We start from the raw sequence: 23,374 nt of genomic DNA, 5'->3' as shown, positions 1-23,374 counted from the left end.
CGTGACCCGTCCCGTCATCCGGCGAGCATGAGGACGAAGAGTCCCAGGGCCGCCAGGATGATCGAGCCGACGATGATGGCGGGCGAGCCGACGGCGATGATGAGGACCTCGGTGATCAACGCCCCGCCGATGGCGGCGACCGCCCAGGGCCAGCGCGGTTCCGGCGACCAGTCGTTGCGGCGTTCGCGAGCGACGGTGACGCCGAACGCGACCGCGATGAGCGCCCAGAACACCAGGTGGGCGACGGCCCGCGCGGAGGGGTCGACGTAGTCCGCCATTCCGCCGACGATCATCACGTACACGAGGGTCCCGGTGATCAACCGCCAGTACCCGCGACCGCGTTCGACGGGGATGGCGCGCAGTCGGGCGGGGCTGGTGCGCCGGAAGCGTTCGGCGGCGACGGGCGGGGGCTCCTCGCGCGCGGGTTCGGGGGTCGGCGGGTCGAAACGGGGTCGGGGCGGCAGGGGCGGGGGCTCGTAGCCGCCGGTCGGCTCCGATTCCTCGGGGTACCGATGGCCATCAGGGTACTGGGGGGAATCGGACATGGTCCGCCCCTTCACGATCGGCGCTGTCCGGCCCGAGGCCGGGGGTCTCGCCCTCTCCCTACCCGAGGGTCCGTGGCGTCAAATCCTCACAGGCCCCGCCGGGGAATACGCGAGGGCCCGGCCGCCCCGACGACCGTGATCAGGGGTCGTCGGGCGACCGGGCCCTCCGGGACCACGTGTCAGAGCCAAACCCATCCGCTCTCGCGGGCGCAAAGCGTCTGCTTGATCATGGCATGTACCTTTCGTGTGGTTTCAGCCCATCCCTGGACCACTGTGGACCACCCGACCACCCTCGGCAAGACCCTCAGTCGAAGTTCATCTTTTTATGACGAACTAGAACACAAAGGACAGAAGGGCAGCGATCCGACTACACGACCCCCGCGGAACCGCAGATCAGCGGCACGCATTCGCGATCGCAGAGCACACCCTCCCCGACGACCTGCAAAAACAAGGCCGCTCAATGGCAAAATCAGATACTCCCCCATAACCGAGGGTGAGCACGGGGGGATTGCGGTATCCGGCGACCGGAGGAGCCGCGGAACCCCATACCAACCGGAATGAGGATCCCTCCACCCTGCATGTCGAGGACGCTCGGATAAACCCTTCCGAACCGGCCCCTCGACCTCGATCAACGGGACCTCGAAGGGGCAGCGGCCGGACATCACTCTCCGTAATTACTTCGCGACAGATTACCTCGCCCCCCAGGTGACTCCCCCGACCCCCGACCCCTGTTATGGACGTACGAAACCTCGATATATTGCTGGTCTCTTTTCTGGAAAAGTCGACGACCCCCCTTCCCCAGGGCGCAATCCACCCCACAGGAGGTCCGTTCTCTGATGAGTTGACCCGCATACCGAGGAGTACGTCCATCCGTTGCCCGCGCGACCCCTGGAAGGCCCACCTGAAGCAGAAAGGACCCGCCCGGGCCCCCGGCCGTCCCGGACGAGGAGGCGGACATCGACGCCGTCCACGCCCGGTACGTGTCCTGACCGGTCCGGAATCGGCCGATCCCGCCCGGGATCGAAGTCCGCGCAGTATTCTGGTGGCGCACCGGCCCCCGCCCGAGGGGATAGCCGCTTCGCCGGTGACACTCGGGGCTCCGGTCCGGAATCGACACCCCGCGCGAGGGGATAGCCGACCACCCGAGGCCGACGGGGGCCCGTGCCGCGCACGGGCCCCCGTCGCACGCCCCCGCCCAACAGCCGAACCGGCCCGGGACGTCCGAGACCGGAGGGCTCCACGGTGGTCGTGACGGCGCCGCGCGCTCACGCCCGGGTGGGCCCGACCGCCCCGGATACGACGAAGCCCCCGCGGCACGGCGGCGTCCCGCCTTCGGGGCCCGAACACCCTCCCGGGAAACGACGAAGGTCCCCTCCCCGGAAAGGGAGAGGACCTTCTCTTCTTCGGTGGAGCTATGGGGATTTGAACCCCAGACCCCCTCGATGCGAACGAGGTGCGCTACCGGACTGCGCCATAGCCCCTTGAAGACGAGATAAGCCTAGCAGGGATCCGGGGATGCTCCGAACCGGCTCGGGGGCACCCCCGGGCCCGGGTCAGTCGCCGGCCGCGCGCAGGCGGGCGTCGGCGTACTGGTCGTAGACCTGGTTCCGGCGATCGCGCAGGGCGATGATCTCGGCCTCGCGTTCGGCCTCCCGCTCCTCACGCTCCTCCCGCTCGACCGCCCTCCGTGCCCGCAGGGCGACCTGGCGCCGGACCTCGATGACGGCGGCCCGGTGTTCGGCGTCGGCCTTGGCGGCCTCGCGGAGCAGGGCCAGGTGACCGCCCAGCAGGAGCACCGGCGGCAGGATCACCCACCAGGGCCCCAGTCCGAACGCGACGGCGATCACCGTGCCCAGGGCGAGGAGGACGAGCGCGGTGGTGCGGCGTCGCCGACGGGCCATCACCCGGGAGCGGCGCTCCCGGATGATCGGGACGGGCGGCGCCGGTTCCCCCATCAGAAGGACCTCGCCTTCGATCCCCTCCTCGTCGTCCTCCGGAACCTCGGCATCCTCCATGGTCTCCATGTCCTCGTCCTCGCGCCGCGGTTCCTCGTGGACGACGTCCACGGGGTCCTTCCGCAGCAGCATCGGCACGAGGACGATGAGCCATACGACCACGATGGCCAAATACAGAGGAGAGCTGCTCATCACCCCTCCTCACGATGACGGCCAGTGAACGTTGCTCGACACGTCGTCGACACCGCCCCGCGCGGCTCGTCCGGAGAGGGGAACGTCCGTCCCGGGGACGGGGTTCCTGACCTCGGACGTTCCCGGGAGTGGTCCCGGGCATATCCGCGCGCTGCCCGCATCGTCAATGCGTCTATGTTCCGCACGGTACGACCCCGTGTCCATAAATGCGCCACATTCTGACCGGAGTGTCGCAAGATTGTGGACTCTCAGTTTCGGCCATCCGGGGCGACTGGGCTTCGGCGCAGGTCAAAGGATGACTGCACAGAGCAATGCCAATTCAACGCAAAGTAATTGATCAATGTCGCTAAAGAGAGGTTTAAGTTCCGGTCACACCCGAGATCGTGCCACGTTCAGTTCGAACCGGGGTGCGGACTCGCCGGGTGGTGGGGATCTCCGCCGCCGTTCGGGCCTTGTGGCCCCAAAGCGGAACCGGGGCCGGAATCGGGCTCCGGTGGAGACCCCGGGGCTCTCCCCATGCGCCACCGGTGCAGCAGCCCGCTCGGCACCTCCTCGGCCGTGAGCGCGTAACAGATGTGATCGCGCCAGTCGCCGTCGATGTGCAGTTGGCGTCTGCGCACACCCTCGTCCCGGAAGCCCAGCTTGTCCACGACCCGTCTGCTGGCCTTGTTCTCGGGACGGACGTTGGCCTCGATCCGATGCAGTCCGGCGCGGAAGAAGGAGTGGTCCACGGCCAGCGCCACGGCCGTCGGGGTGATACCGCGCCCCGCGTGGGCACTGTCGATCCAGTAGCCGATCTGCGCCGATCGAGCCGATCCCCAGACGATGCCGCCCACGGAGAGCTGACCGACGAAGCGCCCCCCGTAGAGGATCGCCCACGGCATGGACAGCCCCTGGCGGGCCTCTCCGCGGACGGCCTGGATCATGGCGATGTAGGGGGACAGGCCGGTGGTGCGCAGGGGCATCTCCGGATAGGTCGGCTCCCAGGGGCGTAGCCACTCCGCGTTGCGGGCACGGGTGTCGCGCAGGGCGGTGGCGTCGCGGAGACGGAGCGGCCGGAGTACGACCGGCCCATCCTCCAAGGTGACGGGCCACCCTTGTCTGCGATTCACGACCGTCCCTTCGCCGAGGCCGCCGGCGTTCGGGCGCCGACAGGGGTCTCCAGTATTCCACTCCTCGGGCACGGCGCGTCGGGGGTCACCCGGCACACCAGAAACGGACGGGGTCTAATGCGGATGGTTCCGCTCCGGAAATAAGGGTGCGGGTCAAGGAATTCTCTGCGGACGGAATGCCCGAGATGTGATTTGTGTCATTGCCCGGCTCATTCGGAACGAGGGTGATCAGCACCACGCAACTGGTCGAGGGCGTGTCCCAGCACCGGTGCCAGAACGTCCATCCCGTCGCTCGCGCCTCCCCGTGACCCGGGGAGGTTGACCACGAGCAGACGCCGGTCACCGCGCACGATCACACCCGCGAGGCCGCGGGAGAGGATGGAGGTCGGCACCCCCTTCTCCCGTCCCGCGGCCCGGATCGCCTCGGCGATCCCCGGGACCTCGTAGGTGATCAGGGACCGGGTCGCCTCGGGGGTGAGGTCCTGGGGGGTCACCCCGGTGCCGCCGGTGGTCAGTACCGCCTCGGCGTGTTCGGTCAGGGCCCGTTCGATGGCCTCCGCGACCGGTGGGCCGTCCGGCACCACCCACGGCCCGAGCGGCTCGCAGCCGAGGGCGCGCAGCCGTTCGACGATGACCGGACCGGACCTGTCGGGGTAGACACCGGCCGACGCCCGGTTGGACGCCGTCACGACGGCCACACGCGGCGCACGGGTCTCACTCACCGCTCCGCCTCCAGTGGCCCTTCTTACCGCCGGTCTTCTCCTCCACCCGGACCCGGGTGACCTCGGCCTCGGGATCGACGGCCTTGACCATGTCCACCAGGCCCAGGGCGGCGGTCATGACGCTGGTGAGCGCCTCCATCTCCACCCCGGTCCGATCGGCGGTGCGCACGGTGGCCCGGATGTCGACGCCCTCGTCCACGACGGTGAGCTCCACGTCCACGCCGTGCACGGCGATGGGGTGACAGAGCGGGACCAGGTCGGGGGTGCGTTTGGCCCCCTGGATGCCCGCGATCCGCGCCACCGCGAGGGCGTCGCCCTTGGGCACCCCTCCCCCGCGCAGCGCGGCGACGGCCTCGCCGCTCAGCAGCACCGTGCCGGTGGCCGTGGCGGTGCGGGCGCTGACGTCCTTGGCGGAGACGTCGACCATGCGCGCCGCGCCCGACGCGTCCAGGTGGGTGAGCCCGCCGGGGTGCCCGTCCGGTCGTGGGGTGTCGCTCATCGTCGTCCTCCGTGTTCGCAACCGTGGGGACGCGGTCGCGCCGCGCCCTCCACGAAGGTACGGCACGTCGACCCCGTCCGGCCCCGACCCACCCCGGTCGACCCGGCGCCGGGGACTCCGGAGGCCCTCCCCGGTCAGGCGGGGCGGGGCAGGACCAGAACCTCGACGGTGGCTCCGGCCGGGAGTTCCGTGACGTCCTCGGGCACGACGATCAGCGCGTTCGTGGTGGTGAGCGCGGACAACTGGTGCGACTGCTGTCGGGTCAGCGGGGTCACCGTCGCCTCACGGTCGGGGCCGGTCGTCTCCAGGACGCCCCGCAGGAAGGAGCGGCGGCCCCCGGGCGAGGTGGCCGGTGCGGCCAACCGGGCCCGAACGCCCTCCAGGGAGGTGGGCGGCAGCCCGCGCAGGCGGCGCAGCGCCGGCAGCACCAGCACCTGGAAGGAGACGAAGGCGCTCACCGGGTTCCCCGGCAGGGTGACGATGGGGGTGCGGTCCGGTCCGATGACGCCGAACCCCTGGGGCTTGCCCGGCTGCATGGCCACCTGGGTGAACTCGACGGTCCCCTGGCCGGTCAGGACCTCCTTGACGACGTCGTGGGCGCCCATGCTCACCCCACCGGTGGTGATGATCAGGTCGGCGCGGACCAGGAGGCCCTCCAGGACGTCGAGGACCGTGGCCGGGTCGTCGCCCACGAACCCGTGCCGGTGCACGTCGCAGCCGGCGTCGCGGGCGGCGGCGGCCACCATGAAGCTGTTGGACTCCCAGATCTGGCCGGGACCCAGGGGACGTCCCGGTTCGACGAGTTCCTCGCCGGTGGAGAGCACCACCACGCGGGGTCGGGGGAAGACGGAGACGGTGCGCCGGCCCACGGCGGCCAGGACGCCCATCTCTCCGGAGCCGATGCGCGCGCCCGGCCGGAGGACCACGGTGCCGGCCTCGACGTCGCCGCCCGCGCGGCGGATGGAGTCCCCCACCCGGACCGGGCGGCCGAAGGCGGCCCGCACGACGTCGCCGTCGGTCCACTCCACCGGGACGACCGCGTCCGCGCCCATGGGCAGGGGCGCGCCGGTCATGATGCGCGCGCACAGGCCGGGACGGATCGCGACGGGCGAGGCGTCCCCGGCGGCGATGTCGGCGATCACCGGCAGGACCACGGGGGCGTCGGTGGAGGCCGTCTCCAGGTCGGCGGCGACCACCGCGTAGCCGTCCATGGAGGAGTTGTCGAAATTGGGCAGGGACACCGGCGAGGAGACGGTCTCGGCCAGGACGGTGCCGTGCGCCCGGAGCAGATCGACCTCGACCGGCCGCGGGTCGGCGACCACGGCCAGGATGTCGGCGATGTGCTGTTCGACGCTCTTCACGGGGGCTCCTCGGGTTCGTGGTCGGAACGCGCGCGCCGCCGAACGATCCCGGCGGCGCCCACGCCCCATTGTCACCACCTCCGGGGCCCGCGCACGGCGCCCGTCCCCGGACCGTGCGTCACGTCCCCTGGCGGTCCACGAACTCGCGCAGCCACGGCAGCAGCTCGTCGGCGAGGTCGGGGCGGCGGCAGGCGAAGTCGACGACGGTACGGATGTAGTCGGCCTTGTTGCCGGTGTCGTAGCGGTGGCCCCGGAACAGGACACCGTGGACCGTGCCGCCGTCCTCGGGCTTGCGGCGGGCCAGTTCGAGCAGGGCGTCGGTGAGCTGGATCTCGCCGCCCCGGCCGGGCGGGGTCTCGTGCAGGATCGGGAAGATCGCCGGGTCGCAGATGTAACGGCCGATGACGGCCCACCGGCTGGGGGCCTGCTCGGGCGCGGGCTTCTCCACCAGGTCGGTGACGATGACGACGTCGTCCTCGTCGGTGGGTTCGATGCCCGCGCAGCCGTAGAGGGAGACCTGTTCGGGCTCGACCTCCATGAGCGCCACGACGCTGCCGCCGTGTCGGTGCCGGACCTCGATCATGCGACGCAGCAGGTCGGCGGATTCGATGAGGTCGTCGCCGAGCAGGACGGCGAACGGGTTGTCGCCCACGTGGGCCTCCGCGCACAGGACCGCGTGCCCCAGGCCGCGCGGTTCGCCCTGACGGACGTAGTGCACCTGGGCCAGACCGCTGGGCTCGCGGACCGAGCGCAGCCGCTCGGTGTCGCCCTTGGCCTCCAGCGCCTCCTCCAGCTCGTAGGCGCGGTCGAAGTGGTCCTCGATGGAGCGTTTGTTGCGCCCGGTGATCATGAGAACGTCGCGCAGATCGGCGGCGACGGCCTCCTCCACGACGTACTGGATCGCGGGCTTGTCCACGATCGGGAGCATCTCTTTGGGAGTGGCCTTGGTCGCCGGGAGGAAGCGGGTGCCGAGGCCGGCCGCCGGGATGACCGCCTTGGTGACGGGGGCGGGGGCGTTGTCGGTCCGTGTCTGGTCGCTGGCGTTCATGTCGGCACTCTAGGCCAGTCGCCGGTCACCCGGTGCGCCACGACCCGACCGGCGCCCCGAGAAGTCCCGACGGTTTCCGGACGAAGCCTCCCGAATGCCACCCGGTGTTCACCGGAAGGGATCGGTGGAGGTCCGCTGCCAGACTGGGGGCATGGACGAGACGGCACGGTCGGAGAAGCGAAGGATGCGGCGGCGGCTCCTGGACGCGCGCCGGGCGATGGACTCCGGGGAGCGCGAGCGCGCCGGCTCGGTGGTGCGCGACGCTCTCACGGACCTGCCCTGGCTGGCCATGAGCGGGACCGTGGCCTGCTACCACTCGGTGGGCACCGAACCGGGCACCCACCGGTTGATCACGGCGCTGTGGAAACGGGGCACGTACGTGCTGCTGCCGATCTTCCTGCCCGACGGGAACCTGGACTGGGCGGCCTACGACGGCCCGGAGAGCCTGGCCCCGGCGGGGCACGGACTGCTGGAGCCGACCGGGCACCGGTACGGGGTCGGGGCGCCGGCCACCGTGGACGCCATGGTGTGCCCGGCGCTGGCGGTGGACCGGTCCGGCGGCCGACTGGGGCGGGGCGCCGGATGCTACGACCGGGCGCTGGCGTTGCGGGGGCCCCACTGTCCGGCGATCGCCGTGGTGTACGACGACGAGTTCGTGGACGAGGTCCCCGGAGAGGCGCACGACCTGAGGGTGGACGCCGTGATCACGCCGGGCGGCGGACTGCGCGTCTTCGACTCCGGGGTGTGGCCGGACCGGAATCGAGGGGATTAACCGGACGGTCGGGGGCGTTGTCACCGACGATCGTGTTCCGGTCGCCACCGACGCCCCCGACGTGTGCGTTCCCTGTGACGAGTGCGTTCCCCATGAGGTGCTGTCACGGCCCCGGCCGCCGAGCGCGTACTATTTAGCAGTCAACGGGCGAGAGTGCCAGCAAGGAGGACCCGAACAGTGCCTACGTATCAGTACGCGTGCACCGAGTGCGGCGCCCAGATGGAGGTCGTGCAGAGCTTCAGCGACGACGCCCTGACCGTCTGCCCCGAGTGCGAGGGGCGCCTGCGCAAGGTCTACTCCGCGGTCGGCATCGTCTTCAAGGGCTCCGGTTTCTACCGCACCGACAGCGGCAAGACCTCCAACAGCTCCTCCCTGACCGGCTCCGGCGCGGGCGCCGCCTCGACGGGCTCCTCCGGTGAGGGCAAGTCCTCCACCACCGAGACCAAGAGCACCGAGTCGACCTCCGCCCCCAAGAGCGAGAGCAAGGCGACCACCGCCACGACGACCGCGGCGACCGCCGGCTGACGGCCTCCGCCATCGATCGGACTCCGCGCCGCCGAGTACTCGGCGGCGCGCGGCGCGTCCGGACCCGGACGACGGAACCGGCCCCCGCCGCGACGGCGCACCCGGCGCGACCGCTGGACCGGCGCACCGGGACCACCGACGTCCGACCACGCCCCCGGTAGCGGCCCCGGACGACGGAACGGGTCCCCGCCGCACCGGCCCGCCCGACATCCCGGCACGGTGCCTGCGGCACGGGCCTGCCCGGGACGGTGTCCGCCCAGACGACCGACCTCCTCGGAAAAGGGCCTGTGGACAACCGGCCCACCCCTCCTCCGGCGACCTAGCGTTGAGGCATGACCAACGCCCCCCGTCTCCCCTACCGTCACCGCCGGGCGCTCACCCGGTTCGTCGACCGTCACCGGCGGACCCTCGCCGCCCTGTTGACCGCCGCCGCGCTGATCGGCGGCGTACTCGCGGTACGCCCGCCGCCCCCGACCACCGTCGAGGTGCTGGTCGCCGCCCGCGACCTGGACGCCTCCGGCCCGCTCTCCGAGGGCGATCTCACCCGCGCGGCCCTGCCCGAGTCCACCGCGCCCCGAGGCGCCCTGCCCCCGTCCACCGAGGTCGTCGGCCGTTCCCTCAACGCCCCGGTACGCCGCGGGGAGGTCATCACCGACGCCCGGCTGGCCGATCCACCGACACGGCCCTACGGCGACGACCTGGTCGCCGTCCCGGTCCGGGTCGCCGATCCCGGCGCGGTGGCCCTGCTCTCCCCCGGAGACCGGGTGGACGTGCTGGCGGCCCGGGGCCACGACGAGTTCGCCCCGGCCCGGGCGGGACCGGCGACGGAGGTGGTCGGCGCCCGACCGGTGCTGGCGGTCCCGGCCGAGACCCGTCACGGAGGCGAGGCGGGTGCGCTCATCCTCATCGCGGCGACCCCCGAGGAGGCCCGGGAACTGGCCGGACACGCCACGGGGTCCCGGCTGTCCATCACCATCCGCGGTTGACCACTGACCTTTTGTCGTGAAAGCTGGCCGGGCGCTCTCCCCCATGCCCCCGCGCCCGCTCCGAGCGGGCACGACACCCCGGTGAGGGCGCTCCGCACAGCACGCACGAGACACGTAGGGCTTTGCCATGGAAGGCTTCAAGAAGTTCCTGCTCCAGGGGAACCTGGTGCAACTCGCGGTGGCGGTCGTGATCGGTACGGTCTTCGCCAACCTCGTCACCGCGTTCACGGAAGGATTCATCACCCCGCTCATCGGGATCTTCGGCGGGGTCCCGACCTTCGGCGATCTCTACTTCGAGGTCAACGGCAGCCGGTTCCTGTACGGCGCGTTCATCGACGCGCTGATCTCGTTCCTGATCACCGCGTCGATCGTGTACTTCTTCGTGGTGCTGCCGCTGGCCAAGCTGATGCAGAAGTTCATCAAGGCCGAGGAGGCCACCACTCGCGAATGCCCGTACTGCTTCAGCGACATCAGCAAGAAGGCCGTCCGGTGCTCCGGTTGCACCGGTGAGGTCGTCCCGGAGACCGTCTCCTGACCACTCCGGGGGCGGTCCGTCGGGCCGCCCCCGGGACGCTCAGCGCGTGTACTCCCAGTGCCAGGGCTCGAACGGACTGGACTTGGCCCAGGCCGGGTGGATCCACCCGTGATCGGCGCCGTTGGTCTCCATCCAGTTCCACCGTTCGGAGCGGAAGTTCTGGATACCGCAGCCGAGGTCGATGGCCTGGCCCAGACCGTGGTTACTGGTGCCGGGGACGGCCGCGAAGCCGGGCGGCTGCTCGGCGTAGACGCGGTGCTGGTTGGGCAGGTCCCGATAGGCGCTGGTGATGCAGATGTTCTCGCCGAAGCGGTCCACGTACTTCATGTTGAGTTCGAGGAAGTCGACGGCGGCGTCGGCGCGCAGGAACTTGTCGTCGTAAAGCGCGCACAGGGCCTCCGACGGCAGCAGACCGTTGGGGTGCCCCTGGGCGAGTGAGGCCTTGCTCGGATCGCAGTTGGCGGCGGCCATGTACGCGTCGGGATCGATGCCGAGCGCCTCCAGCTCGTCGGTGAGCGCCTGGCTGCTCTCCTCCGATTGCTCGCGCAGCCGGTCCACCTCGGCGGCCAGGGAGGCCTGTTCCAGCTGGGTGGTGGTCTGGAGTTCCTGGGCCTGCCCGGCCAGCTCGATCTGCTCGTCGCGCAGATCGGTGGCGTCCTGGATGAGCGTCTGGTTGTTCTCCGACAGCTTGGCCGCGTAGGACTGGGTCTGGAGGTCCTCGTCCAGGTCACCGGCGACCAGGGCGCCCAGGGCGCCGGCGCTCGGCTGCTGGTAGAGGGTGCTGGCGAGCCGGGCCAGCGGCTCGCGCATCTCGCCGAGTTCCAGCTCGGTCTGCTGGAGTTCGTGGATGGTCTCCACGAGTTCCTCCTGGGCCTCCTCCAACTCCTCCTGGCGCTCGACGTACTCGTCGTTGGCCTCTTCCAGCTCCTGGGCGGACTGCTCCGCCCGTTCGCGAAGGTCCTCCAGGCTGGCCTCGGCGGGCGCGACGGCCAGCGGCGGCGGCGGAACGACGAGCAGCGTGGTCACGAGCAGCAACGTCACGGTCCGCGCGAACCGGGCACGGTGACGGCCGGCGAGCGCGACCAGCGTCCCGCCCTCCGGTACGCGGGTTCCCCGCAGTACCGAATCAGAGGTGAACGGCACGAATGCTCCTCCGGCTGCTACTAATCCTCGAACGCCTACCCGTGGCCGCAAGGCAACGTACTACATGTCCACTTGCGGTCACGTGAGAACGGCCGACCGAGCGGCGCGATATCCAGGGGAAGAGGCTCCCCGGTTCCACGCGCCCTTTCCGGTCTCCGATGTCATGGCTGGTCATCACGGTGTCGCGGGTCGAAGACCCCGACCGCACCGTGTGGCTTCGGGACACTGAAGGGCGAAACCCCCCAGTCCTCATGAAGAACATCACAACGCCACCAGGACAACCAATCGTAGGTCAGAGTACTCCGCCATGCACGCAGGGTCCCCCACTCGCAGGGCCCGGACGCCCATCGACACCCGGAGAACGCCTATCCTGGGTTAGGCTTGGCCCGGTGGCGGGGCAACGCATACCTCCACCAGACCCATGGCTCCATAGCTCAGGGGATAGAGCACCGCTCTCCTAAAGCGGGTGTCGCAGGTTCGAATCCTGCTGGGGCCGCCGTGCGCGAACGGGCGCCGTTCCTCCGGGGACGGCGCCCGTTCGCGTTCCCCGGGCACCCGACCCGCCCCATTGCCAAAATATGACGACCGGTCTACTCTGAACGCGTGGGCATCAAGGGCGAGGAGACACGCGGGCGACTGGTGGCGGCCACCCGGGCACTGATCGAGGCCCAGGGGTACTTCGGCACCGGCCTGAACCGGGTGCTGGCGGAGAGCGGGGCGCCGAGGGGCTCCCTCTACTTCCACTTCCCCGACGGCAAGGACCAACTGGTCGCCGACGCGCTGGCCGAGGGCGGCCGGGAGGTGGACGATCTGCTCGCCGCGGCGGAGGCCGAGGGCCTCGACGCGGTCGGGATCGTCCGACGCCTGCTCGACGTCCTCGCCACGCGCCTGGAGGCCTCGGCCTACGACAAGGGATGCCCCGTGGCGACGGTGGCCCTGGAGGTCTCCGGCTCACCGGAGCGCGGGGGCAACGAACGGCTGCGTGAGATCTGCGCGGCCGTCTACGCGGGCTGGGAGCGCGCGCTGGCGGATCGACTGGTCGTCGAAGGGCGCTCGCGCCCGGAGGCGGACACGGCGGCGGAGGCGGCGCTCGCCCAGGTCGAGGGCGCCCTGCTGTTGGCACGGACCCGGCACGACCGGGCGCCGCTCGACCGGGCGGCACGTGCCGTCGAAACGCTGCTCGCGGCCTGATCGCGACCCGGACACAGGTGGGGCCCGCCCTGCTCCACGAACAAAGAATATGTAGATCGGTCTATTGATAAGGAGTGGCGATGATCGAGCACGAGGCACCGGAGAGCCTGGTCGTGGGTGCGACGGGGTTCGTCGGCCGCTGGGTGGTCCGGGAACTGCTCATCAGGGGCGGACCGGTGGCGGCGACGGTACGCGGCGGCCGTGACGAGTGGCTGCGGCGGTGGCTGCGCGACCACGGCGCGGACGACACCGGGCTGACCACGGTGTCCGCCGACATCGGCCGACCCGGTCTGGGACTCTCCGTCGCGGACGGGGAGTCGCTCGCACGGGTGCGGGACGTGTTCAACGCGGCGGCGCTGTACCGGTTCGGGATGCCCGTGGACGAGGCCCGCGCGGTGAACGTGACGGGGGCGGTGAACGTGCTCGATCGGGCGGCCTCCCTTCCCCGGCTGCGCAGGTTGGTGCACGTGTCCGGGTACCGGGTGGGGCGGGAGCCGTTTCCCGGGTTCCCCTTGCCGACGGCGGCCTCGCGAGACCTGTACCGGCGTCTCGGCGCCTACGAGGCCTCGAAGGTGGAAGGGGACACGGCCGTGCGGCTGCTCGCGGGAGACCGGGGGGTGCCGGTGACGATGGTGTGCCCGGCGACCGTGATCGGACATTCGGCGACGGGTGAGGCGGGACAGTACATCGGACCGTCCATGCTGGTGGAACGGTTGTGGCGCGGACGGCTGGCGGTGCTCCCGGGGAGCCCGCGCACCTTCCTGCCGGTGGTGACCGTGGACCACCTGGCGGCGTTCATCGCGGCCGTCCCCGAGTACGACGAGGGGCCCCTCCGGTCGCACACGGTCCTCGACGGGGCGACGCCTCCGCTGCCGGAGATGATGTCCCTGATCGCCGACCACCTGGGGGTGCGGCGCCCGCGCGTGACGGTCCCCGTCAGCCTCGTTCGCCGACTGCCGCGAGCGCTCACGGGCGTGGACCCGGAAGGGCTGTCGTTCCTCTCGGAGGACCGCTACGACACCGCCTCCGCCGACCGGTTGGCGCGGGCCGCGGGTCTGGCGCACCCGCCGGTGGAGGAGGCCCTGCGCCGTTGGGCGTCCCGGCTCGTCGCAGAGGACTTCGGCCACGGGGCCGCCGCGCCCGGCTCGCCCCCGCGCTGACGACCGCACCGGCGGGATCGGCCCCGGCGGGGGACCGCGGCCGATCCGCGGCGGGTCCGGACCCGCCGATCCACCGCGCACCGTTCACCCGTCGGCACCGACTTCCCGCGGGTACGCCGTGTCGCCATGACAACGGAGCGTCGCCGTTCGATGATGGCTGCGGTAGCACCAGCACCATTCGGGGGGCCACGGGAATGAACCTTGCGGACGGACCGCGCCGCGACGACCACGCCGACGAGCCGTCGGACGACTCCCGAGCGCGCTCCCGGCAGCGGGGCGGTTCCCCGTCCGCCATCGCCGCCGCACTCCACCGCCCGCCGCACCCCGGCCCCCAGCACTGGGGCGGCCCGCGCCCCCGCAAGGTCGAGCCCGACCCGTTCTTTTCGAGCAGCCTGGTGCCACCGCCGGGAGAGCGGTTCCGACGCCGCTGATCCCGTCCCCCGGACGCGGTCCCGGTCCGGACGCGCCGGGACCCGAAGGCCCGAACCCGCCGCCCCTCAGAGGAAGGGCCGCCACGGTGCCAGGATGATCTCGCTGAACTTCGCGGCGAAGGGCCGTCCCCGCCACTCCTCCTCGGTGAGCTCCCGCGCGTTGGTGAGGTCGTTGGCGAAGACCTCCTCCAGATGCCGGGCCACGCCCTCGTCGAAGATCTCCGTGTTGATCTCGTAGTTGCCGGTCAGGCTCAGCCGGTCGACGTTGGCGGTGCCGATGGTGGTCCAGCGGCCGTCCACGGTGGCCGTCTTGGCGTGCACCATGGCGTCCTGGTACAGCCACAGGCGCACCCCGCCGCGCAGCAGCACCGAGTACTGCCCCCGGGCCAGCCAGTCGACCAGCACGTGGTTGGAGTTCTCCGGGATGAGGATGTTGACGTCCACGCCGCGCCCGGCCGCGTCCACCAGGGCCCGTTGCAGCTCCCGGTCCGGGATGAAGTAGGCCTGGGTGATGAGGATGTGGTCCTTGGCCCGGTCGATGGCCTCCAGGAACATCGCCCGGATGGGGTAGATGAGCTGTTCGGGCACGTTGCGGTGGACCCGGAACCGGGCGTCCCACTCCGGGTCGCCCAACATGCCCAGCTCGGGCAGGCGCGCGCTCCGGTTCGAGTTCCAGAAGTCGACGAAGGCGTTCTCCAGCTCCCACACCGCGGGCCCGTCGACCCGCAGGTGGGTGTCGCGCCATTCGGTGGCGTACAGGGAGCCGACGTTGTAACCGCCGACGAACCCGACCTCCCCGTCCACGGTGAGGATCTTGCGGTGGTCCCGCCCGGACTTGCGGACGTTGAGCAGCAGCACACCCGGCCGGAAAGCGGGGTAGCGCAGCACCTTGACCTCGGGCGGGAAACGGAAGAACGACCGGGGCACGACGAGGTTCGCGAACCCGTCGTAGATGACGTACACCTCGACGCCGCGTGATGCCGCCTCGATGAGCGCCCGCTTGAACTCGTTGCCCGCCTGATCGTCCTTGACGATGTAGGACTCGAAGAGGACGCGGCGCCGGGCCCCCCGGATCGCCGCGAGCATGTCCTCGTAGAGGTCCCCGCCGTACGTGTACACCGTGGCGGTGGTGTCCCCGACGGGGAGCGCCTCCGGCTCCGTCCGTGGGAAGAACGCCCGGTGGGGGCGCACCTTCCGCCGCCAGTGGTTGATGCCCATGAGCGTCGCCGCCACCGCGATCTGGGTGGCCAGGAGACCGAGCAGTCCCCACTTGGCCACGGACTTGATGGTGGAGCGTTGCACGATCGCCTCCCGAGCAGGGCGGACCCCCGGTCGGGCGTCCGGTCCCCATGACCGCCGTTTCCGGCACAAGGTGGACACCAACCGTAACGTGTCGGGCCCCACGGGATCCCCTACGACCCGTTCGTGTCGGGTCGTGGGCACCGGAAACGCCCCGTGGGGTTCGGAGGCCGGATCCGGGTCTCAGCCCCGCAGCCGGCACACCAGCAGCTCGGTGGTCGGGCTCTCGCGGCGCCGGCGCACGAGGCGCCGCTCCAAGGGGTAGAGCGCGGCCCCGGCCAGCCAGCCGGTGGGGCCGGTGAGGGTGGCGGCGCGCAGGGCCCCGCCCCACGTCTTGCGCCACGGCACGGACGCGTCCACCTGGGCGTTCATCAACATCAGCATGGGCACGCGCAGCCTGAGGTCGAACCCGGCCTTGTCGAGGGTGCCGGCGATCCACTCCAGGGTGCGGTTGACCTGGTGCTCACCGCGCTGCTCGGGACGTTGGAGGCAGTTCTCGGAGATGACGAGGGTCCCGCCGGGGCGCAGGACCCGGGCGAACTCGCCGATCGCCGAGGTGTAGCGTTCGTCGTCGGTGATGTGGAACAGGACGTCCATGCACGACAGGGCGTCGAAGGCGTCGTCGTCGAAGGCGTCGAGGTCGGCGGCGTCCTGGCGGGAGAACCGGTGGCCGGGGAAGCGTGCGCGCAGCCGCTCCACCGCCGCGTCGGTCATGTCGCAGCCGGTGATGTCGGCGGCGCCCAGCCTCTCCCAGAGCCGGACGTAGAAGCCGGTGCCGCTGCCCACGTCCAGGACACTCGGGTCGATGAGTCCCAGGTGCCCCACCCGGCGCAGGAACACCTCCTCGCGGACCTTGTACATCCAGGTGTTGAAAGGGCGCCCGAGGGCGCGGTAACCGACGCCGCTCTCGGTCCAGTCCTTCTCCAGGCGGCGTTCCCAGAAGTCGCGCAGTTCACTGTGTGTGGCCATGACACCACTCTCACATCGGGGCGACGGGGATGCCCGCCACGACACCGCGTGTCCCCGACGCGTTCAGGGACGATGGGCGACGACCAGCTCCAGGAGCCCGAGGGCGGTCCGGTCGTGACGGTCCACCGCGAACCCGACCTCCTCGGCCACCGCGCGGGGCAACCGGCGGGGTCGCTCCTTGCGGGCCTCTCGCAGCCGCATCGGCCATCGGGTGTACTCGATGTGGTCGACGAGCAGGAGCCGTCCGCCGGGACGCAGCACCCGGTGCATCTCGGTCAGGGCCCGCCGTTGGTCGGGGATGGCGCACAGGGCCAGCGCGCACAGGACGGTGTCGAAGTCACCGTCGCCGAACGGCAGGTCCTGGGCGTCGCCCTCCACCAGGGTGACCGGGCGGCCGAGCGCGGTGGCCCGTCGCCGGGCAGCCGCCAGCATGGCGGGACTCAGGTCAAGGCCGGTGAGCTCGACGCCGTCGGGGTGGTACGGCAGGTCGTGGCCGGTGCCGACGGCCACCTCCAGGGTCCGTCCCCTGGCCGCGCCGCACAGCCGTGCCCGGACGCGGCCCATGAACAGCCGTTGCAGGCGCTCGCCCCGGTCGTACCCGGCGGCCATGCGGTTCCAGTCGTCGCGGACGTGTTCGGTGCGCTCGTCCATGGTGATTCCCTCTCTCTCGGGTGTTCCCGTCCCACGCCCCTTGACACGGGCCCCCAGTGTGGAACCTCATGTCGACATGAGGTCAAGCGCTGAGGAGTTGTCCATCGGGGATCTCGCGGCCGGTTTCGGTCTGGCCCCGCACGTACTGCGGCACTGGGAGGCGATGGGGGTGCTGGAGCCCGTCCGCCGGGTGGGCGGGCAGCGCCGGTACACGTCCGGGCACCGGTTGCGGGTGGCGCTGATCCTGAGCGCCCAGGAGGCGGGGATGAGCCTGGAGCGCATCCGGGAGTGGGTCGGCGCTCCGCGCGCGGAGCGGCGCGGCGAGGTGCTGGCCGAGCACCTGGCCGAGCTGGACGGGCGGCTGGAGCGGCTGCGGGTCGCCCGGGAGTTGGTGGCGCACGCGGTGGAATGCTCCTCCGGGGACGCGCTGGAGTGCCCGGAGCTGCGCCGGATACTGGAGAAGAGCGTGGAGTCGGGCTGCCACGCGCGTGCGACGCGGGGCTCGGTGGCGCGGGACTGACCCACCCTCGCGGCGTTCGTCACCCGGTTCTGCTATTCCTGGTTCCTCCCTTCACGCCCCCCGAGGAACCCATGACGTTCAATTCCCACCTGACCGAGTTCGCGGGGCTTCCCGTGTTCGAGTACCGACCGACGCAGCGGGCGGACGACCCCCTGGCGACGCTCGCGGCCCTGCGGGATCCCGGCGCCTTCGCCTGGCTGCTCCGCGACTCCCGGGGCACCGAGACCGAGGAGGCGTCGGGAGGGGTCGAGGGGTACTTCGGCCGGTTCGCCGCCGAGACCGCCGCGGGGACGGTGACGACCCTGGTCGTCGGCTATCTCCCGGAGACGATCAGCACCGGGCACTCCCAGCCGGTGCGCGACGCCCTGGTGGCGTGCGCGCCCCGGCTCAGCGGGCTGCGCTCCCTGTTCTTCGCCGACCTCACCTACCAGGACTGCGAGGTGTCCTGGATGAACCACGGCGACCTGGGGCCGCTCCTGGCCGCGTTCCCGGGCCTGGAGCGGTTCGCGGTGCGCGGCACCGGCGGACTGGAGCTGCCGGTGGACGGGCACCCGGCGCTGCGCTCCCTGACCCTCCAGGGCGGCGGGCTCCCCGCGGACCTGGCCCGCCAGGTGCTCGCGGGCGACTACCCCGCCCTGGAACACCTGGAACTGTGGCTGGGCGTGGAGAACTACGGCGGCGACACCTCACCCGAACACCTCGCCCCGCTGCTGAACGGCGAGGTCCACACCGGGGTACGGTCACTGGGCCTGCGCAACGCCCAGTACACGGACCGCTGGGTGCGGGCGCTCGCCGACGCCCCGATCCTCGGCCGTCTGGAGGACCTCGACCTGTCGATGGGCACCCTCACCGACCAGGGCGCGCGGATCCTCCTCGACACCCCGGGATTCCGCGAACTCCGCCGCCTGGACCTGCACCGCCACTACATGTCCGAGGACATGGAGAAGCGTGTCCTGGAGGCCTTCACCGCGGCCGGCGTCGCGATCGACGTCTCCCAGCGCGAGGAGCCCGACGACGATGACGAGGAGTGGGAGGACGACGAGGACGGCTGGACCTACCGGTACTACCCCTCCGTCACCGAGTGAGCCCGTTCCGCCCCTCCGATCACCACCCCCACCACACACCCGGAAGGTGTCCACCGTGACCTTCAACGCCCACATGACCGAGTTCGCCGGGCTGCCCGTGTACGAGTACCGCTCCCCGGAGGGCATGGCCGCCCAGCGCGAGTGGGCCGGGAAACAGCCGAACGGCCGCCGTGAGATGACGGACCCGCTGGCGATGCTCGCCGCCCTGCGCACCCCGGGCTCGTTCGCCTGGCGACTGCGCGACTCCGAGGGATGGGAGCCCGGTGAGGGTGAGTTCGTGCGCCGCTACTACGAGCGGTTCTGCTCCGAGGTGCCGCCGGAATCGGTGTCGACCCTGGTCATCGGGAACTTCGAGGAGACCATGGAGGTCATGGAACCCGAACCGATCCGGGACGCCCTGGTGGCGTGCGCCCCCCGGTGGACCGGGCTGCGATCGCTGTTCTACGCCGACCTCACCTATGACGAGTGCGAGGCCTCCTGGCTCGAACACGGCGACCTGTCCGCGCTCGTGACCTCCTTCCCCTCCCTGGAACGCCTCGGCATCCGGGGTACGGGTTCCCTGTCCCTGCCGGTTGACGGGCACCCGGCGCTGCGCTCCCTGACCCTCCAGGGCGGCGGGCTCCCCGCGGACCTGGCCCGCCAGGTGCTCGCGGGCGACTACCCCGCCCTGGAACACCTGGAACTGTGGCTGGGCGTGGAGAACTACGGCGGCGACACCTCACCCGAGGCACTGGCGCCGTTGCTGAACGGCGAGGTCCACACCGGGGTACGGTCACTGGGCCTGCGCAACGCCGAGCACACCGACATGTGGGTGCGGGCGCTCGCCGAGGCCCCGATCCTGGAACGGTTGGAGGACCTCGACCTGTCGATGGGCACCCTCACCGACGAGGGCGCGCGGGTCCTCCTCGACGCCCCGGGGTTCCGGAAGCTGCGCCGTCTGGACCTGCACCGCCACTTCCTGTCCGAGGAGGTGGAGGTACACGTCCGTGACGCCTTCACCTCCGTCGGGGTCGAGGTGGACCTGTCCGAACGCCTCAACGCGGAACGTGACGGCTCCTACCCGTCGGTCACCGAGTGACCCGGGCCCGCCGAGGGGCCGGTGGAAGACCCCGGAACGACACCGACGAGTTCGCCGGTCCGTCATCCCCGGGTGCTAGACATGGCTCACCCGATGCCCCATGCCAGGAGCGATACCCATGATCAACGCTCACCTCAGCGAGTTCGCCGGACTTCCGGTGTTCGAGTACACGTCCACGAAGGAGATGTCCTCGAAGGAACCCCGGTACGGGTCCGTCGATCCGCTGGCGCAGCTCGCGGCCCTGCGCGCCCCGGACGCCTACGCCTGGCGGTTGGGGGTCGACAGCTATGAGCCGGAGGAGGAGTTCGCCGAGTACTTCGGTGACTTCGTGAAGGCGGCGGACACCACGGCGGTCAGGGCCATGGTGATCGGACCGGCCGGCTCCTCCGAGTCGGAGGAACCCGGGACCCCCGCCCGCGACGCGCTCCTGGAGCACGCCGCCGCGTTCCCCGCCCTGAGGGCGCTGTTCATCGGGGACATCGTCGTCGAGGAGTCGGAGATCTCCTGGATCCATCAGCCCGACCTGTCCCCGCTCTTCGCGGCGTTCCCGAACCTGGCCGAGTTCACGGTGCGCGGCACCGGCGACCCCTACATGCACGAGACCAGCCAGTTGGGTCTGGACATCGGTCGGCACGACGCGCTGCGCTCCCTCACCGTGCAGAGCGGGGGCCTGCCCGCCCCGGTCGCCCGGGGGATCGACTCCGCCGAGGCGCCCGGGCTGGAGAGGCTGGAACTGTGGCTGGGGGTCGAGGACTACCGGGGCGACACCACGCCCGAGGACCTGGCCCGGACGCTGTCGGGTGAGGCGTTCCCGAACCTGAACCACCTGGGGTTGCGCAACGCCGAGGAGAGCGACGTGTGGGTGCGCGCCCTGGCCGACGCACCCGTGGTGGGGCGGTTGCGCTCTCTCGACCTGTCGATGGGCACGCTCACGGACGAGGGCGCGCGGGTGCTGCTCGACGCCCCGGTCTTCCGTGAACTGGGGCGGCTGGACCTGGAGCACCACTACATGTCCGAGGAGATGGAGGGGCGGGTCCGGAACGCCTTCACCGAGGCGGGCGTCGACGTCCGTGTCGGCGACCGGCAGGTCCCGAACGGCGACCGGCTCTACCCCTCGGTGACGGAATGACCCACGCCACCCATCCGGCGCACCCCTCCGGGGTCGGCCGACCACGACCCCCCGGCCCACGCCACCGGTGAGCGGGGGCGGGCGATCACCCGACGCGTCGGCGCGTTCGCCCACCGGGAACCGCTGGACCCGTGTCACCGCCTGTCCGAGAAGGAGAGCGCGCGGGCCGCCGAAGGCGTGCCGGGGCGCGGGTCGACCTGTCCGGTCCCCGAGAACCCGATGTCGACGAGGACGAACCCGAGTACCCCCGACTGCTCGGCCCCTACAGAGTGGATCATGCCCAACACCCGCCACATCACCGAGTTCGCCGGGCTTCCCGTCGCGGAGTTCACCTCATGGGAGAGCATCCGCGACGACTTCGACACCGCCATGCGCTGGGCGCGCGACCGCGGTGAGCCCCACGCCGAACTCCCCCCTTCCCACGAACCCCTCTTCCGGGCCCTGGCCGACCCGGGTTCCTTCGCCTGGCGGTTGCGCACGGTCCCACCGCCCTACCACTTCACCCTGCGGGGGAAGGGACGTCCCTTCGAGACCCTGCCCGAGTACCTGGACCGGTTCGTGGAACTGGTCCCCCCGCGGAAGGTGCGCGCCCTCATCGTCGGCCACACCCCCGACGGGAAAGGGGAGATGGACGCGGCACAGGTCGCCGGGGAGCTGCGCGAGCGGGCCCCGCACTGGCCGGAGCTGAGGTCCCTGTTCTTCGGGGAGATCCTCCAGTCGGAGAACGAGATCTCCTGGATCGACCTGTCCGACCTGGCACCCCTCGTGGCGGCGTTCCCGAAGCTGCGCCGGCTGGTGGTGCGCGGCGGCTCCGGGACCCTGGGCCTGCGCCTGCCCGAACACCGGTGGTTGCGGGAACTGACCGTGGAGAGCGGCGGTCTGCGCCCCGAGGTGGTGCGCGACGTGTGCGCCTCCGACCTGCCCGGCCTGCGACGCCTGGAGCTGTGGCTCGGCGCCGACGAGTACGGGGGCGGTGCCGCACCCGAGGATCTGGCGCCACTGCTGGCCGGGGAGGCGTTCCCCGAACTGGAGTACCTGGGCCTGCTCAACACCGAGGGCGTCGACTCCTGGATCGCCCCGTTGGCGGGTTCGGAGGTGCTGAAACGGGTGCGGTCGCTGGGCCTCGGGCTGGGCGACCTCACCGACGAGGGCGGTCGCGCGATCGTCGAGCACGCCGACGCGTTCGCCCACCTGGAGCTGCTGGACCTGCACCACCACTTCCTGTCCGAGAAGGTGCGGACGGAGATCGGCGCGGCCCTGCCCGGTGTGCGCGTGAACCTGTCCGCCCCGCGGACCCCCGAGGAATGGGACGGCGAACTCCACTACTACACGGCGGTCTCCGAGTGATCCGCGAACGCCCCCTGGTGGTGGTCGGCGTCCCCGGGAACCGGCGGCTGGAGCTGTTCCGGGCCGCCGCCGCGGCCTCCGGGTGGGCCGAGCCGGTCGTGCTGCCCTGGCGCGACCTGGCCTCCGGCCCCGTGGAGGTGCCCGACGACGCCCTGGTCCGGGTGGACTCCCCCGGCGGCGATGTCGCCACCGAGCGCTCCCTGCGCGGCTGGGACCGCGACCCCGACCCCTACCGGGCTGAGGGCACCGGCGACCACCACACCGGGTTCCGGTCCGCGCTGGACCGGCTCGCCGAGACGGTCGCCGCCGCCCCCGGCGCGCACCTGCTCCAGGACGTGGACGACCTGGTGGTCATGTGCGACAAGCGCCGCTGCCACGCCCGGTTGGAGGCCGCCGGGGTGCCGGTGCCGCCCGCGCTGGCCGGTCCCCTCGGGGGCTACCGGGCACTGCGGGAGGCCATGGAGGAGCGCCGCTGGCGCCGGGTGTTCGTCAAACCCGCCCACGGCTCGTCCGCGTCCGGGGTGATCGCCCTGGCCACCGCCCCGGGGGGCCGTGTCAGCGCCGTCACCTCCGCCCACCTGACCCGGGACGGCCAGGGCCGCCCCGCCCTGTTCAACAGTCTGCGGCTGTGCACCTACACCCGGGAGGAGGACGTCGCCGCCGTGGTGGACGCTCTCGCCCCCGACGGGCTGCACGTGGAGCGGTGGGTGCCCAAGGCCGGGTTCGCCGGGAAGACCATCGACCTGCGGGTGGTCGTGACCGCGGGGAAGGCGCGCCACGTGGTGGTGCGCTCCTCCGACTCCCCCATGACCAACCTGCACCTGGGCAACGCCCGCGGCGACCTGGAGGCGCTGAGGGCGGAGGTCGGCCCGGACCGCTGGGACGAGGCGATGGCCGTCGCCGAGGCCGCCGCCGGGTGCTTCGCCACCCTGCACGCCGGGGTGGACCTGATGGCCACCCCCGGCTGGCGGTCGTTCGCGATCTGCGAGGTCAACGCGTTCGGCGACCTCATCCCCGGGGTGCTGTACGAGGGCCGCGACACCTACGCCGAACAACTGCACGCCCTGGACACCGGCCGCCACCCCGTCCCGGCGGCCCCGACCGCCCGGGCATCCTGAA

25 protein-coding genes and 2 tRNA genes are annotated in these 23,374 nt (G+C 71.5%); 14 read left to right on the top strand and 13 right to left on the bottom strand.

Annotation, left to right across the window (positions count from 1 at the left end):
* Positions 1–14 precede the first annotated feature (14 nt).
* The 8 genes from RM479_RS11465 to galU all read right to left on the bottom strand — a co-directional run bounded on the left by RM479_RS11465 (position 15) and on the right by galU (position 7,434).
* Positions 15–545: a hypothetical protein gene (locus RM479_RS11465; RefSeq protein ID WP_311511695.1), complete on the bottom strand. Its 531-nt coding sequence runs from the start codon at positions 543–545 to the stop codon at positions 15–17.
* A gap of 1,407 nt (positions 546–1,952) precedes the next feature.
* Positions 1,953–2,026: transfer RNA gene (locus RM479_RS11460), tRNA-Ala, on the bottom strand.
* Positions 2,027–2,098: 72 nt separating this feature from the next.
* Entirely contained in the window at positions 2,099–2,692 is a 594-nt protein-coding gene (gene sepX, locus RM479_RS11455) for a divisome protein SepX/GlpR (protein ID WP_311511694.1), read from the bottom strand.
* 392 nt (positions 2,693–3,084) lie between these two features.
* Entirely contained in the window at positions 3,085–3,804 is a 720-nt protein-coding gene (locus RM479_RS11450) for a GNAT family N-acetyltransferase (RefSeq protein ID WP_311511693.1), read from the bottom strand.
* A 209-nt stretch (positions 3,805–4,013) separates the two neighbouring features.
* Positions 4,014–4,526, bottom strand: a complete 513-nt coding sequence (locus RM479_RS11445; RefSeq protein WP_311511692.1) for a MogA/MoaB family molybdenum cofactor biosynthesis protein — start codon at positions 4,524–4,526, stop codon at positions 4,014–4,016.
* Complete coding sequence (gene moaC / locus RM479_RS11440) at positions 4,519–5,025, bottom strand: cyclic pyranopterin monophosphate synthase MoaC (RefSeq protein ID WP_311511691.1); 507 nt, start codon at positions 5,023–5,025, stop codon at positions 4,519–4,521. Before moaC ends, RM479_RS11445 begins: the two co-directional genes overlap by 8 nt.
* A gap of 134 nt (positions 5,026–5,159) precedes the next feature.
* Positions 5,160–6,386 carry a molybdotransferase-like divisome protein Glp gene (gene glp / locus RM479_RS11435; RefSeq protein ID WP_311511690.1) on the bottom strand — a complete coding sequence of 409 codons (1,227 nt, stop codon included), beginning with the start codon at positions 6,384–6,386 and terminating at the stop codon, positions 5,160–5,162.
* Between the two features lie 118 nt (positions 6,387–6,504).
* On the bottom strand, positions 6,505–7,434 hold the full coding sequence (gene galU / locus RM479_RS11430; protein WP_311511689.1) for a UTP--glucose-1-phosphate uridylyltransferase GalU: 930 nt from the start codon (positions 7,432–7,434) through the stop codon (positions 6,505–6,507).
* 151 nt (positions 7,435–7,585) lie between these two features.
* Here galU and RM479_RS11425 point away from each other — a divergent pair, with 151 nt between their 5' ends.
* The 4 genes from RM479_RS11425 to RM479_RS11410 all read left to right on the top strand — a co-directional run bounded on the left by RM479_RS11425 (position 7,586) and on the right by RM479_RS11410 (position 10,252).
* A complete protein-coding gene (locus tag RM479_RS11425) occupies positions 7,586–8,206 on the top strand; it encodes a 5-formyltetrahydrofolate cyclo-ligase (protein WP_311511688.1) in 621 nt (206 codons plus the stop codon).
* A gap of 177 nt (positions 8,207–8,383) precedes the next feature.
* Positions 8,384–8,731 (top strand): FmdB family zinc ribbon protein, encoded by a 348-nt coding sequence (locus RM479_RS11420; RefSeq protein WP_311511687.1) that lies wholly within the window; start codon positions 8,384–8,386, stop codon positions 8,729–8,731.
* 332 nt (positions 8,732–9,063) lie between these two features.
* Positions 9,064–9,717 carry a Flp pilus assembly protein CpaB gene (cpaB, locus tag RM479_RS11415; protein WP_311511686.1) on the top strand — a complete coding sequence of 218 codons (654 nt, stop codon included), beginning with the start codon at positions 9,064–9,066 and terminating at the stop codon, positions 9,715–9,717.
* A gap of 127 nt (positions 9,718–9,844) precedes the next feature.
* On the top strand, positions 9,845–10,252 hold the full coding sequence (locus RM479_RS11410) for an MscL family protein (protein WP_274808257.1): 408 nt from the start codon (positions 9,845–9,847) through the stop codon (positions 10,250–10,252).
* A gap of 39 nt (positions 10,253–10,291) precedes the next feature.
* Here the strand turns inward: RM479_RS11410 and RM479_RS11405 are convergent, their stop codons facing one another.
* A complete protein-coding gene (locus RM479_RS11405) occupies positions 10,292–11,395 on the bottom strand; it encodes a D-alanyl-D-alanine carboxypeptidase family protein (protein WP_311511685.1) in 1,104 nt (367 codons plus the stop codon).
* A 423-nt stretch (positions 11,396–11,818) separates the two neighbouring features.
* On the opposite strand from RM479_RS11405, the gene RM479_RS11400 reads away from it, so the two are divergent.
* The 4 genes from RM479_RS11400 to RM479_RS11385 all read left to right on the top strand — a co-directional run bounded on the left by RM479_RS11400 (position 11,819) and on the right by RM479_RS11385 (position 14,177).
* Positions 11,819–11,891, top strand: a tRNA-Arg gene (locus tag RM479_RS11400).
* Positions 11,892–11,998: 107 nt separating this feature from the next.
* Positions 11,999–12,586, top strand: coding sequence for a TetR/AcrR family transcriptional regulator (locus tag RM479_RS11395; protein ID WP_311511684.1), 588 nt, complete (start codon positions 11,999–12,001; stop codon positions 12,584–12,586).
* An 80-nt stretch (positions 12,587–12,666) separates the two neighbouring features.
* Positions 12,667–13,746, top strand: a complete 1,080-nt coding sequence (locus tag RM479_RS11390; RefSeq protein ID WP_311511683.1) for an SDR family oxidoreductase — start codon at positions 12,667–12,669, stop codon at positions 13,744–13,746.
* A 194-nt stretch (positions 13,747–13,940) separates the two neighbouring features.
* On the top strand, positions 13,941–14,177 hold the full coding sequence (locus RM479_RS11385; protein ID WP_311511682.1) for a calcium-binding protein: 237 nt from the start codon (positions 13,941–13,943) through the stop codon (positions 14,175–14,177).
* Between the two features lie 66 nt (positions 14,178–14,243).
* Here the strand turns inward: RM479_RS11385 and RM479_RS11380 are convergent, their stop codons facing one another.
* The 3 genes from RM479_RS11380 to RM479_RS11370 form a co-directional block, all read right to left on the bottom strand.
* Positions 14,244–15,479 carry a phospholipase D-like domain-containing protein gene (locus RM479_RS11380; protein ID WP_311511681.1) on the bottom strand — a complete coding sequence of 412 codons (1,236 nt, stop codon included), beginning with the start codon at positions 15,477–15,479 and terminating at the stop codon, positions 14,244–14,246.
* A 180-nt stretch (positions 15,480–15,659) separates the two neighbouring features.
* Entirely contained in the window at positions 15,660–16,445 is a 786-nt protein-coding gene (locus RM479_RS11375) for a class I SAM-dependent methyltransferase (protein ID WP_311511680.1), read from the bottom strand.
* Positions 16,446–16,508: 63 nt separating this feature from the next.
* The gene (locus tag RM479_RS11370; RefSeq protein ID WP_311511679.1) at positions 16,509–17,096 is read right to left on the bottom strand and encodes a class I SAM-dependent methyltransferase; all 588 of its coding nucleotides are present in this window, start codon (positions 17,094–17,096) and stop codon (positions 16,509–16,511) included.
* Positions 17,097–17,172: 76 nt separating this feature from the next.
* Here RM479_RS11370 and RM479_RS11365 point away from each other — a divergent pair, with 76 nt between their 5' ends.
* From RM479_RS11365 to RM479_RS11350, 4 genes are all read left to right on the top strand, one after another.
* The gene (locus RM479_RS11365) at positions 17,173–17,616 is read left to right on the top strand and encodes a MerR family transcriptional regulator (RefSeq protein ID WP_311511678.1); all 444 of its coding nucleotides are present in this window, start codon (positions 17,173–17,175) and stop codon (positions 17,614–17,616) included.
* Between the two features lie 71 nt (positions 17,617–17,687).
* Positions 17,688–18,701: an STM4015 family protein gene (locus RM479_RS11360; protein ID WP_311511677.1), complete on the top strand. Its 1,014-nt coding sequence runs from the start codon at positions 17,688–17,690 to the stop codon at positions 18,699–18,701.
* Between the two features lie 55 nt (positions 18,702–18,756).
* Entirely contained in the window at positions 18,757–19,779 is a 1,023-nt protein-coding gene (locus RM479_RS11355) for an STM4015 family protein (RefSeq protein ID WP_449589951.1), read from the top strand.
* Positions 19,780–19,897: 118 nt separating this feature from the next.
* Positions 19,898–20,908 (top strand): STM4015 family protein, encoded by a 1,011-nt coding sequence (locus RM479_RS11350; RefSeq protein ID WP_311511675.1) that lies wholly within the window; start codon positions 19,898–19,900, stop codon positions 20,906–20,908.
* Positions 20,909–21,042: 134 nt separating this feature from the next.
* Here the strand turns inward: RM479_RS11350 and RM479_RS11345 are convergent, their stop codons facing one another.
* Entirely contained in the window at positions 21,043–21,186 is a 144-nt protein-coding gene (locus tag RM479_RS11345; RefSeq protein ID WP_311511674.1) for a hypothetical protein, read from the bottom strand.
* Here RM479_RS11345 and RM479_RS11340 point away from each other — a divergent pair.
* The gene (locus RM479_RS11340; RefSeq protein ID WP_311511673.1) at positions 21,185–22,255 is read left to right on the top strand and encodes an STM4015 family protein; all 1,071 of its coding nucleotides are present in this window, start codon (positions 21,185–21,187) and stop codon (positions 22,253–22,255) included. The two genes, RM479_RS11345 and RM479_RS11340, sit on opposite strands and share 2 nt — an antisense overlap.
* Positions 22,252–23,373 (top strand): STM4014 family protein, encoded by a 1,122-nt coding sequence (locus RM479_RS11335; protein WP_311511672.1) that lies wholly within the window; start codon positions 22,252–22,254, stop codon positions 23,371–23,373. The genes RM479_RS11340 and RM479_RS11335 overlap by 4 nt, the downstream gene beginning before the upstream one ends.
* The last annotated feature ends 1 nt before the right edge of the window (position 23,374 follow it).

Origin of the sequence: Nocardiopsis lambiniae, assembly GCF_031845465.1 — a bacterium.
GTDB classification, from domain to species: Bacteria; Actinomycetota; Actinomycetes; order Streptosporangiales; family Streptosporangiaceae; genus Nocardiopsis; species Nocardiopsis lambiniae.
The sequence above is the reverse complement of the archived record's forward strand: the minus strand, read 5'-3'. Positions and strand labels throughout refer to the sequence as shown.

What these genes read in the sequence shown, in the direction of transcription:
- RM479_RS11425 (WP_311511688.1), top strand. Translation starts at nt 7,586, where the DNA reads ATGGACGAGACGGCACGGTCGGAGAAGCGAAGGATGCGGCGGCGGCTC.
- RM479_RS11390 (WP_311511683.1), top strand. Translation starts at nt 12,667, where the DNA reads ATGATCGAGCACGAGGCACCGGAGAGCCTGGTCGTGGGTGCGACGGGG.
- RM479_RS11350 (WP_311511675.1), top strand. Translation starts at nt 19,898, where the DNA reads ATGATCAACGCTCACCTCAGCGAGTTCGCCGGACTTCCGGTGTTCGAG.
- RM479_RS11465 (WP_311511695.1), bottom strand. Translation starts at nt 545, where the DNA reads ATGTCCGATTCCCCCCAGTACCCTGATGGCCATCGGTACCCCGAGGAA.
- RM479_RS11370 (WP_311511679.1), bottom strand. Translation starts at nt 17,096, where the DNA reads ATGGACGAGCGCACCGAACACGTCCGCGACGACTGGAACCGCATGGCC.
- RM479_RS11345 (WP_311511674.1), bottom strand. Translation starts at nt 21,186, where the DNA reads ATGATCCACTCTGTAGGGGCCGAGCAGTCGGGGGTACTCGGGTTCGTC.
- RM479_RS11375 (WP_311511680.1), bottom strand. Translation starts at nt 16,445, where the DNA reads ATGGCCACACACAGTGAACTGCGCGACTTCTGGGAACGCCGCCTGGAG.
- RM479_RS11410 (WP_274808257.1), top strand. Translation starts at nt 9,845, where the DNA reads ATGGAAGGCTTCAAGAAGTTCCTGCTCCAGGGGAACCTGGTGCAACTC.
- cpaB (WP_311511686.1), top strand. Translation starts at nt 9,064, where the DNA reads ATGACCAACGCCCCCCGTCTCCCCTACCGTCACCGCCGGGCGCTCACC.
- sepX (WP_311511694.1), bottom strand. Translation starts at nt 2,692, where the DNA reads ATGAGCAGCTCTCCTCTGTATTTGGCCATCGTGGTCGTATGGCTCATC.
- moaC (WP_311511691.1), bottom strand. Translation starts at nt 5,025, where the DNA reads ATGAGCGACACCCCACGACCGGACGGGCACCCCGGCGGGCTCACCCAC.
- RM479_RS11365 (WP_311511678.1), top strand. Translation starts at nt 17,173, where the DNA reads ATGAGGTCAAGCGCTGAGGAGTTGTCCATCGGGGATCTCGCGGCCGGT.
- RM479_RS11360 (WP_311511677.1), top strand. Translation starts at nt 17,688, where the DNA reads ATGACGTTCAATTCCCACCTGACCGAGTTCGCGGGGCTTCCCGTGTTC.
- galU (WP_311511689.1), bottom strand. Translation starts at nt 7,434, where the DNA reads ATGAACGCCAGCGACCAGACACGGACCGACAACGCCCCCGCCCCCGTC.
- RM479_RS11385 (WP_311511682.1), top strand. Translation starts at nt 13,941, where the DNA reads ATGAACCTTGCGGACGGACCGCGCCGCGACGACCACGCCGACGAGCCG.
- RM479_RS11340 (WP_311511673.1), top strand. Translation starts at nt 21,185, where the DNA reads ATGCCCAACACCCGCCACATCACCGAGTTCGCCGGGCTTCCCGTCGCG.